At 58.6% G+C, this 14,021-nt stretch carries 12 protein-coding genes; 11 read left to right on the top strand and 1 reads right to left on the bottom strand.

The features are described from left to right. The first annotated feature begins 10 nt into the window (after positions 1 to 10). From WFM45_RS11670 to WFM45_RS11630, 9 genes are read left to right on the top strand one after another with little or no spacing between them, the layout of a single operon-like run. Positions 11 to 2,236, top strand: coding sequence for a DUF2169 family type VI secretion system accessory protein (locus WFM45_RS11670; protein ID WP_336955653.1), 2,226 nt, complete (start codon positions 11 to 13; stop codon positions 2,234 to 2,236). Then, positions 2,226 to 3,380, top strand: a complete 1,155-nt coding sequence (locus WFM45_RS11665) for a pentapeptide repeat-containing protein (RefSeq protein WP_254901103.1) — start codon at positions 2,226 to 2,228, stop codon at positions 3,378 to 3,380. Before WFM45_RS11670 ends, WFM45_RS11665 begins: the two co-directional genes overlap by 11 nt. Further along, entirely contained in the window at positions 3,373 to 3,987 is a 615-nt protein-coding gene (locus WFM45_RS11660; protein WP_033632657.1) for a DUF3540 domain-containing protein, read from the top strand. The genes WFM45_RS11665 and WFM45_RS11660 overlap by 8 nt, the downstream gene beginning before the upstream one ends. A gap of 6 nt (positions 3,988 to 3,993) precedes the next feature. Then, positions 3,994 to 4,359 (top strand): PAAR-like domain-containing protein, encoded by a 366-nt coding sequence (locus WFM45_RS11655; protein ID WP_033632658.1) that lies wholly within the window; start codon positions 3,994 to 3,996, stop codon positions 4,357 to 4,359. A 9-nt stretch (positions 4,360 to 4,368) separates the two neighbouring features. Continuing rightward, a complete protein-coding gene (locus tag WFM45_RS11650; RefSeq protein ID WP_015378386.1) occupies positions 4,369 to 4,875 on the top strand; it encodes a type VI secretion lipoprotein TssJ in 507 nt (168 codons plus the stop codon). A 1-nt stretch (position 4,876) separates the two neighbouring features. Beyond that, positions 4,877 to 6,235, top strand: coding sequence for a type VI secretion system baseplate subunit TssK (gene tssK / locus WFM45_RS11645; protein ID WP_336955648.1), 1,359 nt, complete (start codon positions 4,877 to 4,879; stop codon positions 6,233 to 6,235). Then, entirely contained in the window at positions 6,232 to 7,731 is a 1,500-nt protein-coding gene (gene icmH / locus WFM45_RS11640; RefSeq protein ID WP_250602437.1) for a type IVB secretion system protein IcmH/DotU, read from the top strand. Before tssK ends, icmH begins: the two co-directional genes overlap by 4 nt. A 35-nt stretch (positions 7,732 to 7,766) precedes the next feature. Further along, positions 7,767 to 11,246 carry a type VI secretion system membrane subunit TssM gene (gene tssM / locus WFM45_RS11635; RefSeq protein WP_336955646.1) on the top strand — a complete coding sequence of 1,160 codons (3,480 nt, stop codon included), beginning with the start codon at positions 7,767 to 7,769 and terminating at the stop codon, positions 11,244 to 11,246. A 25-nt stretch (positions 11,247 to 11,271) separates the two neighbouring features. Then, positions 11,272 to 11,625 carry a DUF6277 family protein gene (locus WFM45_RS11630; protein ID WP_004935323.1) on the top strand — a complete coding sequence of 118 codons (354 nt, stop codon included), beginning with the start codon at positions 11,272 to 11,274 and terminating at the stop codon, positions 11,623 to 11,625. Between the two features lie 265 nt (positions 11,626 to 11,890). Here the strand turns inward: WFM45_RS11630 and WFM45_RS11625 are convergent, their stop codons facing one another. Beyond that, a complete protein-coding gene (locus WFM45_RS11625) occupies positions 11,891 to 12,118 on the bottom strand; it encodes a hypothetical protein (RefSeq protein ID WP_004935320.1) in 228 nt (75 codons plus the stop codon). A 245-nt stretch (positions 12,119 to 12,363) separates the two neighbouring features. On the opposite strand from WFM45_RS11625, the gene WFM45_RS11620 reads away from it, so the two are divergent. After that, the gene (locus WFM45_RS11620) at positions 12,364 to 12,654 is read left to right on the top strand and encodes a hypothetical protein (protein ID WP_004935318.1); all 291 of its coding nucleotides are present in this window, start codon (positions 12,364 to 12,366) and stop codon (positions 12,652 to 12,654) included. A 704-nt stretch (positions 12,655 to 13,358) separates the two neighbouring features. Further along, complete coding sequence (locus WFM45_RS11615; protein ID WP_004935315.1) at positions 13,359 to 13,934, top strand: helix-turn-helix transcriptional regulator; 576 nt, start codon at positions 13,359 to 13,361, stop codon at positions 13,932 to 13,934. Positions 13,935 to 14,021: the final 87 nt, after the last annotated feature.

Below are 14,021 nucleotides of genomic sequence, written 5' to 3'. Positions count from 1 at the left end.
AGGCGCGGCAATGAGAATCATACGGCCACAGCAATTGGTGGCGATTAAAGGAAGTTACCAGATCGGGACAGACAGCCGGCTCGGCATCAGCGTCGTGGCCGGGTGCTACCTGTCCCGGCCTGAACACTTCGTGAACGAAGCCGAAATCTGGGAGGCGTGGAAGCGCGTGCCGCTCAGCCTGCCGATATTGGATGTTGCCGAGCCGAAGCCGTTCGCCGAATACCTGATCGCCGGCCATGCCGGCATCGGTCAGCCGGTGAAAACGCTGAATGTCAGCGCCGACATCGGCGGGCTGAAGCGCCGTTGGCGGGTCGAGGGCGAGGGACGGCGCGGCGCGATGGAGGTGGAACCCTTCCTCAGCGTGCCGCTGGATCACACCTCCGCCTGGGGCGGCAAAGACAACAAGGAGAACCCGTTTGGCCGCGGCTGCAATGACGGGCTGCGGCCGCTGCTGATGACGCTGTCCGCCGAGGGGACCGCGCAGGAGCGCTCTCCGCTGGCGGCGCCGGCGCCGGTGCCGCACGAGTTTGCGCTGCGCAAGGCGCACATCGATAAGGTGGCGGGCCAGATCGCCGGCAAAGCCTATCTCGAGACGGCATTCCCCGGGCTGCCGGCCAATATCGATCGGCGTTATTTCCAGATGGCGCCGCCGGCGCAGTGGTTGCCGGAAGCGGCGTGGCCGGATCGGGTGCCCTTCGAGCTGCAGGGCGTCGGCGCGCAAAGCGAGGCGATTCGCGGCGAGCTGCCGGCGGTGCGCGGACGGGCGTTCATCCGCCGTCACGATAGCGACAGCCTCGAGGAAATCGAGCTGCAGCGCAAAACGCTGTGGTTCCTGCCCGATAGCGACATCGCTTTGCTTATCTTCACCGGCAATGCGCCGTTGACGCATCTGCTGGACGAGTCCATCGAGTCCGTCATGCTGGCGTTGGATCGCTGCGATGCGCCGCGCTCGTTCGACTATTTCCAACAGGTATTCCGCAAGCGCAGCGACGATGACGCCTCGCCCTTTGAGTTTCTGTTCGATCCGGATCTGATGCCGGCGGAGATGGGGTTGAACGTCATCCAGGCGGTGTCGGATCACCCCAGCGACTTGCGTTACGATCCGTCGCCCACCTCTCTGGGCGATTCCGCCGTGTTCTATCGACGCATCCGCGAGGCGATCGCCTTGCACCAGCAACAAACGGCGGCGGAGCCCGCTTCCGTGACGTTGCCCGATTTGCCGGATCTTCCCGCCGAAGACGGCAATGACGCGTTTTTCCCCGAGAGCGCGACCGTGGAAGGAAAGACCTTCAGCGGATTGCGCTGCGAGGCGCTGTCGGGCAGGCATTTTCTGCAGTGCCGCTTTGAGCGCTGCGATTTCTCGCAGGCTTCCCTCGATAGCTGCACCTTCGAAAACTGCGTTTTTGATGCGGTCAATTTGACGCAGGCGGCGCTGCGCCAGATCCGCATGATCTCGTGCACGCTGCAAAAGCCGTTGCTGGCGGAAAGCGTGTGGCAAGAGGCGGTCTTCGAACGGGTGACGCTGGCGGAGCCTCAGGGGCAAGGGCTGCGCGCCGACCACGTGAAGCTGGATAACTGCGTTTTCGAGCGGGGCGATTTCACCGCGAGCCGCTTTGAACACGCGGCGATCGGCAACGGCATGTTTAATGGCGCGACGCTGATCCGCGCGCAGTTTCTGCAAGGCGAGCTGGACGCGTGCGTGTTTAACCGCTGCCTCGCCGAAGAGGCGGTTGCGCTGGAGATGACGCTCACCAAAAACTCGTTCCTTGGCGGCAACTGGCGCGGCGTACGCTTCGAACGCTGCCGCGTCGAGAGCCTGACGGCGGGCATGCAGGCGAACTTTTCCCACGCCGTGTTCAGCGATAGCTGTTTCACCAAAGTGGGATTGAAAGCGGCGCGTATGGAGAGGTGCCAACTGCAGTACAGCGTTTTCACTGAATGCAACTTTGACGAGGCCGATCTGACGGCCTGCGCGATCGCCGGCTGCGATCTGGCCGGCGTGCGGTTTAAAGACAGCCTGTTGACGCACTCACGTTGGCAAAACAGCAGCGCTCAGCAAGGCCTGTTTTATAACGCCGATCTGCGCGATGCGGCATTTGACCAGTGCAATCTGGCGGCGGCGCATCTGGCGATGACCTGGCAGGACGCCGGCACGCGGTTCAGCGGTTGTCTGCTGGAGCGCGCGTGTTGGGTGCCGCGCAGAATCATTCATGGGGACTATGCGCATGAAAACTGAAAGCCGCGTGATTCAACAGGCGCTGCCTGACCGAGAGGCGATCGAACTGGAGGTCGCCCAGGCGGTGGCGCAGACGCCGCCCATGCCGCGGATCTTCAAGAAACGCCGGTTTCACGATCGCGAGCTGAAAGGGTTGACGCTGAGCGACTGCTTTTTCATCGACTGTCATTTCGAACGCGTCACGTTTGAAGGTTGTGATTTGCGGGCGGTGCGCTTTGAGGGCTGCACCCTGCAGCAGGTCAACGTGGTCGGCGGCAGCCTGATGAGCCTGTCGTTCAACGAATGCCGGTTTGACAACCTGACGCTGCAACAGGGGCTGCTGTGCAATTTGGCGTGCAACGACACCGCGCTGCAGGGGTGTTACGTCGGCGATTGTCTGCTGGATGACTGCGGTTTGATCCGGTGCGAGGTCAACGGCGCGGAAATTGAACGCAGCAGCCTGGGGCATCTGGCGGTGCAGTCCAGCACCCTGACTAACCTGATGTTTCACCAGGACGTGATACAGGACGCCAACTGGTACGCCTGCCAGCTCAGGCAGTGCCTGTGGCAGGCGTCGACCCTGGATCGTCAGGTGATGGGCAGTTGTCAGCTGGAGACGTGCAGCTGGCAGACGATCGCGGGGCAGGCGCGCATCTGGTTCACCTGCCGCCTGTCGGGCTGCACTTTGGCGCAGCTACAGCTGCAGGGCGCCAGCTTTCATCGCAGCGAACTGGAGGCGTGTTCGTTCGCCGACAGCGATCTGACCTCGGCGATCTTCGCCGAAGCGCAGGTACAGCGCTGCGATTTCGAACGCGCGACGCTGACCCTGGCGCAGGGGCAGAAGGCCCGGTTCAGCGAATGCGCGATGGGCGGCGTCAACTGGGGGCGCGCCATCTTGCCGCAAGCGGAATTCAGGGCGTGCGATCTGGCGTTAGCCAATCTTGAGCAGGCCGAACTGCGGGAAGCGAACCTGATCGAACAGCCGTTGACCGCCGCTCAGCAACAGAGCGCTCGCCTGCATGGCGCGCAGCGTCATCGCGCCGAAAATGTGCCGCTTACCGCCGATCCGTTCTTGAGTGCGATCGACGCCTGGTATGCGCATCAACAACCGGGGCCGCGGCAACCGTCGTATCAACGGCCAACAGGAGTAAGCAGATATGTATAAGTCCAGAAGAGAGCATCAGAAGGTCTATGCCAACGCCAGGGTGACGCCTTTGCAGTTGGTGCGCAGCGCTCCGCTTGCCGAACAAGGGGGGCGCAAGGTGGTGACGCTGGCGGCCGACGCCAACGGCGGTCTGTATGTCGACGGCATGCGCGCCCATTGTCTGGCGGTCGCCACCAGCTGTCTGGTTCAGCCGCTGGCGGGCGATCGCGTTTGCGTCATCGCCGACGGCGATAAGTTGGTCATCACCGAGATCCTGTCGCGGCAACAGGCGAACGCCGTCATGACGCTGGACAGCCGCTGCGCCAACTTGCGCATCGTGGCGCCGGAGATCGAGCTGCAGGGCGGCAAGCGGCTGACGTTGCGCAGCCCGCACTTCACGCTGCTGACGCGCAGCAGCCGTTGGGTCGCCGAAACGCTGCACCAAATCTCTCAACGCCTGTTTGTGCGCAGCAAGCACGCGAGCCGGCGGGTGGAGGAAACCGACGAGGTGCTGGCGAAGCACATCATTCAGGATGCGCGGCAATCCCTCGTCATCACCAGTGAAATTGGTTCCCTGAAGTCTTCGGCGGTGCTGAAGATCGACGGCGGCCAGATACATATGGGGTAAACCACCATGACTGCAGCCAATAACAACATGGCCGGGATCAGCTTTGCCGGCTGTGACCCGATGATACCGGCGCCGGGCCCGAACACCGCGCCCAACAGCACCGGCATACCGAACGTGCCTAACTATTTCCTATGCGGCGGCAATGAACAGAATCTCGGCAGTATTCGCGCGGCCACCGTCGATTCGGGCGGGGTGATCGGCGCCGCCTCCGGGACGCATTCGGCCCAGATGCAGCCGGTGCAGGGGTCGGGCAAGTATTTCACCGGCGGCATGCCGGTCACGCGGCTAGGCGATTCCAGCACAACGAACAATAACAACATGGTCGCCACTCAGGTCGCGCCGAGTCAGACCAAATGTTTCGTTAATGCATAGGAGTTCAGCATGGTGAAAACGCTCCGGGGGATGGCGACAGGGGGACTGTTGGCGGTGGGGATGCTCGGCGGATGCAGCTGGTTTTCTCATGATGAGGCTGCGGATGCGGGGCGCCGGTTGCGGTTTATCGACGTCGAGGTGACCGCCAACGACAACGTGAACCCGAATGCCGCCGGGGAGGCGCAGCCGGTCAAGGTGTGCGTGATAGAAACCAATCGCTCGGGGTGGATGCCCGAGGGGATTGGCGACGGCGCTCCTTGCCGCGAGACGGCGCCGTCGGAAGGGGCGCTGAGCCGGCACCAGAGCATTTTGCAACCGAGGGAGACGTTGCGTTATCGCTTCGAGGTGCCGGCGGGGCAAGAGCGATGGGTCGTCGTCGGGGCGGAGTTTCAGCAAATCAGCGGCGTGTTGCCGCTCGCCGAGCAAAAGTCCCCTGCGCAGGCTGATTCGCAAATGAAGGTGATGGTGGGGATGACGTCACTCAGCATAGTGACTAACGACAAAATGGATGAATGACATGTTACCTAAACAACGCGTCGCCTGGGTAGAAGGCATGTTGATGGAACCGCAGCATTTCCAGCAGCAGGAACGTTTTTTCGAGCACTTGATTGAAGCGCGCTTGCGCAGCGTCGAAACCTTCACCTGGGGGTTCCTGACGCTGGAGATCGACAACGGGCTATTGGAACAGGGCAAGTTTGCGCTGAAGAAAGCCAAGGGCGTTTTCCCCGACGGCACGGCGTTCAGCATGCCTGAGGATATACCGCTGCCGCCGCCGCTGGTGCTGGGAGAAGGCTGCCAGGGGAAAGTGGTGTGCCTGTCCGTGCTGATGGACATCGCCGGCAACGCCCAGATCGATCTTATCCAGGATGCGCGAAAAAGCAGCCGTTTTCGCACCATGGACGCCGAGGTGCCGGATCGCAACCACGGCGTCAGCCTGGAAGGGACCCCGCGCGTGTGCACGATGCAAGTGGGCAGCCTGGTGACGCGGCTAAGCCTGGAGGACGCGGTCAGCAGCGCGGAAAGCGTGCTGCCGGTCGGTTTCGTGCGGGAGATCACCAGCGATCGTCGGGTGCTGCTGGATGAGCGCGCCTTGCCGCCGATGCTGGATTTCCGCGCCATCGGCTGGCTGCCCGCTTTCACCACCGAATTGCTTGGGCTGATCAGCCAGCGTCTGGAGTCGGTTTTCCGCCCGGACGTGCATATGACGATCGGCGGGCTTTCCGAGCTGCTGGAGTTGCTGTTGCTGCAAACCTTGAGCGAGTTCAATTTGCGCATCAGCCAACTGCTGGCCAGCCCGCAGGTGCATCCTGAAACCCTGTTCGACACGTTGCTGAGCCTGCTGGGGCGGCTCAGCATCATTCCCGGCGGCGAACGCCTCTGGGATCGGGCCGATCTGGTGTATCTGCACGATGAACCGCACAACTGCTACTTCCAGCTGTTCGCCTCGATTCGCCGCGCGCTGTCGCTGGTGATCGAAGCGCCGGCGGTGGCGTTGCCGTTTGTCGATCGCGGCGACAGCATTTATCTGTGCCCGAACGACTCGCAGCTGCGCCTGGAAAAACTGGTGTTCGCCGTCAGCTGCGGTTTGTCCATCGAGCATCTGCGCTCGTATTTCCCCGCACAGGTCAAACTGGGGCCGGTCGAGAAAATCATTCAGCTGATCGATCTGCAATTACCGGGCGCTCGCTTGCTCCCGATGGCTTCGCCGCCACGGCACATACCGTATTACCCGAACAGCATCTATTTCGAGGTTGATCATGCCGACCCGATTTATAAGGAAATGATGGCCGGCTCGGCGATGGCGCTCAGCATTGTGGGTGATTTCCCCGACCTGCGTTTTGACGTCTGGGGATTAAGGCAAGGGAGGGTGGGATGAACGAATTTGAGAGAAAAATACGCGAGGCGATGGCGGTAACGCGCAACAACGCGACGCCGCGCCTTCCCGCGTCCGGCTCTGTGGGCAAAACGACGGCGGAGATCGCCGCGCTGTCCTTCGGCGCGCGGGCGCTGGCCGCCAAGCTGCGGCCGGGAAGCGCCGGGGTGGCGACGCCCCCCGAACCCAAGCCTTATGAGGCTGAAAGCGTTGCGCCGGAAAGCAGCGAGCCCGCGCCGGCCGAGGCCGCGCCGACCTCGAGCGGGCTGTTCGGCCGCGCCGCGCTGAGCAAGCCCGGCGTGATGATGGGCCATTGGGACAACCCGCTGATCGCCGCCGCCATCCCGGTTCTGCTGCAGGTGGAGCGGGTGCGCGATCAGAAACAGCTGAATCCGGGCGCGGTGCGCGCGCAGATCGTGCGCGAGATCCAACAATTCCAGCAGACGCTGCTGGCGGATCACATCGCGCCGAGCGATGTGGACAAGCTGGCCTATCTGCTGTGCTCCTACGTGGATGAGTGCTGCATGAGCACGCTCGAATCCGGCGAACTGAATCTCAGCCTGCTGGTGGAGTTTTATCGCGACGCCTGGGGCGGGGAAAAGTGCTTCGAGCATCTGCAGGCCTATCTGGCCGCCTCGCCGCGCAACAAGGCGATCCTGGCGTTTTACGATCTGATCCTGTCGCTGGGCTTCGAAGGGCAATACCACGTGATGGAACGCGGCGCGGTGCTGTTGGCCGACGTGCGCAACCGTCTTGACGGCTATCTGTACAGCCAGAACCCGACGCAGACGCTGGCCGATGCCGAGCCGAGCAAAGTGGTGCGCAAGGCGACCCGCATCACGCCGCTGAAGCTGCTGTGCTACGGTCTGGCCATCGCGCTGCTGGCGTATGCCTCGGCCGCCTGGTATCTGCACGATCAGTCCCGCGCGCTGCGCAACGCCATTTTGGCCTGGACACCGCCGCAGCCGCGCAAAATCAACATCATGGAGACGCTGCCGCAGCCGCTGCCGCAAATCCTCAGCGAAGGGTGGCTGGAGGTGCGCGCCGATCCGCGCGGCTGGCTGTTGATCTTCACCTCTGACGGCGCGTTCGCCACCGGGCAGTCGAAGCTGTCGGAAGAGTTTAAAAAGAAACGCAACATCGAGCGTTTGGGGGAAGCGCTGGCGCCGTGGCCGGGCGATCTGGAGGTCATCGGGCATACCGACAACAAACCGTATCGCAACACCTCCAACAACTCCAACCTGAAACTGTCCGAGGCCCGCGCGCAGACGGTGGCCGACAAGCTGCGCGAATCCTTGGCCAACAGTAAATACAACCGCACCGTGACATCGGTCGGCAAGGGCGATCAGGAGCCGCTGGACGACAACGCGACGGAAGAAGGGCGCCGCCGCAACCGCCGGGTGGACATCCTTTGGAAAATCGGCGAGAGGGAGATGGCTTCACCGTCTGCAACGTTAAATCAGGCAGGGGTAGCCGCCGAGGTCCCCGAGGATAACTAAGACATCCGCCGGCGTAGAGATAATAAGGAAATTATATGATACGTAGATCATTCATATTGGTGATTGCCTTGCTGCTGTGTGCGGTGGTGTGGTGGATTGGGCCGTTGATCGCCATCGGCACCTATCGGCCGCTGCTGTCGGTCTGGGTCAGGGGCATCATCATCGCGCTGATCCTGTGCTGGGCGCTGTGGCCGTTCGTGGCGACGTTCTTATCCTGGGTGTTCCGCCACGCGCGAGCGCCGGCCCCGGCCAAACGCAAGACCGCCCAGCGAGATCGCGTGACCTCGCGCTTTTACGACGCCTTGCGCACCTTGCAGTACGTCGGCACGGCGAAGCAGCGCACCCCCTGGCAGCGCTTCAAATACCGCCTGACGCGCCGTTACGTCAGCGAAAAACCGTGGTTTCTGGTCATCGGGCCGCCGGGCAGCGGCAAAACCTCGCTGATCGGCGAAAGCGGCGAACGCTTCTTGCTGGCCGAGCACTATGGCCTGCAGCAGACGGTGGACGTCGGGCCGACCCAGGATTGCAACTGGTGGCTGGCGGAGAATTCGGTGTATGTCGACACCTCCGGCGAATGGCTGCAGTTGAACGGCCTGGGGGAAGAGGGCGCCAGGGCGCGTGACACCCTGTTCAAACTGATCCGCCGCCATCGCCGCCATCCGGGCATCGACGGCATCATGCTGTGTCTTGATGCGCGTTGGTTGCTGCACGCCTCGCTGACGGAGAGAAAGTCGGTCGCCGACGCGCTGCGCGTGCGCCTGCTGGAGATGGCCTCGTGGTTCCGCAGCGAGCTGCCGGTCTATCTTACCATCAGCCACCTCGATCAACTGGTCGGCGGCGAGACCTTCCTGTCGATGCTGGGCGACGATCTGTTGCAAAAAGGCATGGGGTTCAGCCTGAACCGCGCCGAACAGGGAGAAACCCCCTTCGAGCAGTATGAAACCCTCTACCGGGAGATGGTGGCGCGCGTCAGCCATCACGTGCTCGAACTGTTGCACGATGCGCCGGACGGCCAAAACCGCCAGCAGCTGCTGTTCTTCACCGAGTCGCTGGGGTCGCTGGGCAACCCGCTGTATTCCCTGTTAGAGCAGATCTTCCCGCAAACGCCGGTGGGCTACGCCTGCCATCTGCAGCAGGTGTGGCTGGGCAGCACCATCGCCTTGCCGCCGCAGGGGGCGATCTACAACGCGGAAGCGGCGGATATCTATGAAGCTCGCCCGACCGGGCGCATTTATCACCCGGAGCTGGATTACGCCCGGCAAGAACGCGGGGTGATGCAGCAGTCTTCGCACGCCAGGCCGCTCGGCAGCCGCATGAGCTCCCTGGGCCGCTATGTGCTGGTACTCATTCTGTTGGCGGTCTCGTTTAACCTGCTGGCGATGCGTTACCTGTGGGAGAGCGATTACATCTCCTACATTGCGGCGCGCTTCGATGAGACAAAGCGCATCGTGCGGGAAATTCCGGTGACTAACCGCGTCAGCGACGATGTCATTTCCGCCTATGAGCAACTGGGCTACATGAACGCGCAATTGGGCGGCGAAGTATCGCCGGTGCCGAATCCCTATTTCGAGCACAAGCTGATCAACAGCGCGGCGCAAAAAACCTACCAACGCCATTTGCTGCAGATCTTCTGGCCGGCGGTGGAAAACTATATCGCGGACGAACTCAAGAATGACGTCTCGGCGTCCAACAAGGACGTCTACGGCACCCTGAAAGTGTACCTGATGATGGGCGAACCTTCGCATCGCTCCGCCGAAGCCTTGGTCGACTGGTTCATGGCGCGCTGGGAAACCTTTATGCCGCAGGGTTACACCGACATGAACAAAGGCATCTTCGCTTACCATCTGCGGGAGATGTTCTCTTTGCCGGACGCGCCGGTCATGAAGATGAACGGCGATCTGCTGCGCCTGGCGCGGGTGAAAGCGATGAACATTCCGATGCAGGTGCGGGTGGTGCGCCGCATCGAAGAGAAACCGCTGCCGGCGGCGATCAACGATATTTCGTTGGCCGACGCCGCCGGACCGAACGTCTCCTTGATGCTGCGCCGCAAGAGCCAGGCGACGGTCACCGATACCGCCGTGCCGGGGTTCTATACCCGCGCCAGCTATCGCGACGTTTTCCTGGCGCAGCTCGATGACGCCGCCAAGGACATGATCGAAGAAGAGTCCTGGGTGCTGCGCGACAGTGGGGAAGGGAAAAACGCGGTGAACTCGCTGGCCTCGGCGCAGAAGCTGGCCGACGAGGCGAGGAAGCTTTACCTCATCGAGTATGCCGACAAATGGGATGCGTTCATGCGCGACGTGCGCGCCCGGCCGGTCAACGGGCTTGAGGATGCGGCGATCCTGGCGCGTCAACTGTCCGATCCTTCTTCTCCGCTGGCCAATCTGGTGCGTTTCGCCGCGCGCGAAACCAGCATGACCGGCACCAACCAGGGCGATGCGGCAAGCTGGTTCGACCGCCAGCGCAACCGCATCGAGCAGCAGCGGCGCGACATCCTGGGCGAGATTTCCGGCGAGCGCGCGCGTTTTCGTCTCACGCCGGAGCGCGCGGTGGAAGATCGCTTCGAGCTGCTGCGTCGTCTGGGCTATCAGCTGTTGCAGACCACCAACGCCAGCAACGATCCGCTGAGCCGCAGTTTCGAAGCGCTGTACAGCCAGTTGACCACCTTGTCCACCTCGCTGCGCGGCGGCCAGGTGGTGCCCGCCGGAGGCACGCTGAAGCGCCTGCAGCTGGATGCGGCGCGCCAGCCGGAACCGGTGCGCAGCGTGATGATGGATCTGTTGCAGATCGGGGACAGCCAGACGATTCAGCAAAGCCAGAAGAACCTGAGCAAAGGCGCTTCGTCGCTGGCCTCCGGCTTGTGCAAGAGCAGCATCAGCGGGCGTTATCCGTTCTCGCGCAACGCCAGAGCGGAGGTCGGCATCGAGGACTTCTCGCGCATGTTTGGCCAAAGCGGCGCGATGCAGCAGTTCTTCGATGAGAACCTGACCCCTTATGTGGACGTCAACGCGCAGAAATGGAATGCCAAACCGGGTTCAGAGGGGATCGTCAATGCCAGCACGCTGGGCGCGTTTGAAAATGCCCGGCTGATCCGCGATACCTTCTTCACCGCCGGCGACAAGCTGTCCTTCTCCATGTTCATCAGGCCGTTGTCCCTGACGCCGACCATTACGGAAGCGACCCTGGATATCGACGGGCAGGTGATTAACTACAGCCATGGTTTCAGCCAGCCTACCCGTATCGATTGGCCGGGCCCGAAAGGCGGCAGCTATGTTCGACTGACCTTCCGCACCGGCACCGGCCAGATCCAGGTCGCCAGTTTCGACGGGCCCTGGGCCTTGTTCCGGATGTTCGACGCCAGCAATCCCGTGCCGCTCGCCAGCGACAGGCGAGAGCTGACGATGTCGATGTCGTCGGTGGTGGGCGTGCTCAAACTGGAATTGCGCTCGACGATGAAAGATTTCCCACTTTGGTCACGGGCGTTGCGAGGATTCTCGTGCCCGAAAGCGATGTAAACACAACCGTAAAGAGGTGATAAACATGTTAGATCCAGCCAAAATTTTAGAAACCATGAAGGCCGGCGGCAATTTGGGCACCAACTCCCAATCGTCGCTGAGTCAACCGTTTATGCAAGGCGTCAGCAATATTCAAATGTCGGGGCCCGACGCGGCCAAGTCGGTCATGAGTAACGTGACAAAATCTTGCGATGATATGTTCGGCAATATGAAGGGCATTTTTAATGGTCTGCAATCGAATGTGAACGCACATCAAAAAATGCAAACGGGCGAGCAGCCGAAAGATTTTAATGTTTCCATGGACGATCTTCGTCCGGCGATTGCGAAAGGGTTCCCGCACGAAATGGCGGACTTCTTTTCCAAAGTGCCGAAACTGTAATCAACAACTCGATGGATAAAATACCGGGAGGTGGAAATGCCTCCCGGTATTCACAAGGAGTGGTGCGATGATCTATGACTGGATGCTTAAAAACGCCAATAAACGCATGGGTTTTTTCATCATAGTGATACCCAGCCTGTTTTTTTGGATATTGGTTTTTCTGACCTTATCTATTTTTTGATTCTTTGAAGTAAAAAAAAGCACCCGCGAAGGTGCTTAAAATGAAGCGAATTAAAAAATAGGAAGGGATGATTATGAGTTGTTATTACAGTTTAGAGATGATCTGCAATCCGCTGGAAATCAGCGCATCGACGGCCAGACCAATACCTTTACCGATGGTGCCGACAACGGTTTTGGCATCCGGGTTAACACCGGCAATCGCGGAAATGGTATCAATACCTGTACCTACCGCACTGCCAATCAGTGTGCCTACGTCACCAAAAAAACCAGCACCGTTAACTTGTTCAATTTCTACTGCGGATAGTTCTTTCATGATTGAAACTCCTTTTTCAGTTAGCCCTTTACTTCAGGCCATTTCATTATTGCAAATCAGGTCATTTTTTCAATAAAACTCGCGCTGTTTTTTTATACTATTGTGTTTTTTGTTAGATTGATTTTGCATCGTTAGATTATATATTGCCGAAGCCTGGATTGTTATATCTCACTCGCCTTGAACGGCGGCGGTTTTATGAGGTTATTATTTTAAATCGGAATGATATATACCAGAAGGGAGACCTTATGAAGGTATTGACGACGCCGGAAAGACCTTTCCGGTATGATGAGCTTGCGGATAAAATTATCCGGGAGGCCAGGAGCCGCTTGGGGTGCGCCGTTCTGCGGTTTTTAGACTGCATGATCCTGGGGTATGGCCCGCCGGTGATAGTCTTTGATATCTATAATAATCACGGTAAGTTGCAAACGTTCAAAGTCATTCTTCCTCTTGGGAGCGACAAGCAGCTAAAAAAAGATCACCTCGGATTGGTTTCCTGTCTGGAGGCCAAAAAGCTGATGAGGATCAAAAAAATATAATTCATCCCGCTCGTCAACGATGCCGCGTTATCTTTCTGCGCTGCGCATCACTCCTGAAAAATCGTTACTTCTACCAGGCATTTCTTGCGCGGGCGGCCGATGGGTTCGCCTTCTTCTTTTTTGTTGCCGTCTACATGAAAGGGCGGGAATCACTTACTGCCATAAAGTGTAGCTTTTTTTTATGCAATTTTTTTACAATAAAATGAATATGGTTATACTCTGTTTAATAGGGTCTGCGATGACCCCACCGCCTCGTGCGAAAAAAGCATTATCCTGCCTTTATCATAAGTAAATTCCTAATGCATAAACGGATTCTCTTAACAATCAATGTCGCGCAATGTTATGTTCTATATTATGTGTTTTTTCGATATTTATCTGGATATATTGCGCTCTTGGAGTAAAATTAACGTATCAGAGAAAAATCTTAGCACCGTGATGCTGATGGCAATGATGCCTTATAAATATATCTTACGATAACAATTTCCCTTGCGAAGCGCGGCAGCTTACCGCGTCTTGCTTTTGTATGCTCTCCAGGGCAGATGATTTATATAACCCTATATAAAATGCACTTTTGCGAGGCATGGTCTTTTTTGCTTCGCCTATAACGCTTTTTTATTAAAAAGCACGTTAAAACAAAAAATAATCACAGCAATGATATTGCAGTAAGGAGAGTGAGCAAGCGTAGTCAAAAGGGAGGTTTGTTAATGGAGCGCGTCAATATCGCTATTGTGGATAAAAATCAATTCTTCAAGCTGGGGTTGAGTCTTGCCTTGCAAGAAGGTTTTCTCACGAATGGCATTAAGGCCAAGATCACGGGAGAAGAACGTGCCAACATCATATTCAGGGCGCCGGACAAGCGGGTGTCCATAAATTTTTGCCATACCCAGCTTTTGCAGGGCAACTTTTCTTCTATTCCGCTCTATTTTTCAATATTGGAGCATAAAAAGACATTCCCTAAAATTCATTGCAATTTGGAGGCCGGAAGTATTACGCGCAAAGACAGCGTGGCGGCGATCGTGGACAAGGTCATGTTCTGCTATCGCAAGAAAAATAGTTTGGTTTCAAGCTATTGCCCGCGTTGTCGTACCCAGCTGACCTTTAGCGAGGGGAAAGTGTGCCGTTTGATCCATTTGGGCTATTCACAAAACCAAACGGCGATGTTGCTCGGCATCAGCCCGAAAACGGTGAGTATTCATAAACGTTCGGCCATGAGAAAACTGAACATCGATAATAATATTGAATTTTTGCGCTGGCTAAAAATGCACAGCGACTCTTGTTAATCAGGGAAAGGAAGCGAACGGTCCGGCGCCGTATTATCAACGGCGCTGAGTGGTCATCTTTTATTGATTTCCGCCTAGCATGGAATC

It is taken from the genome of Serratia sp. KG1D (assembly GCF_037150675.1).
Taxonomy (GTDB): Bacteria; Pseudomonadota; Gammaproteobacteria; order Enterobacterales; family Enterobacteriaceae; genus Serratia; species Serratia nematodiphila.
The sequence above is the reverse complement of the archived record's forward strand: the minus strand, read 5'-3'. Positions and strand labels throughout refer to the sequence as shown.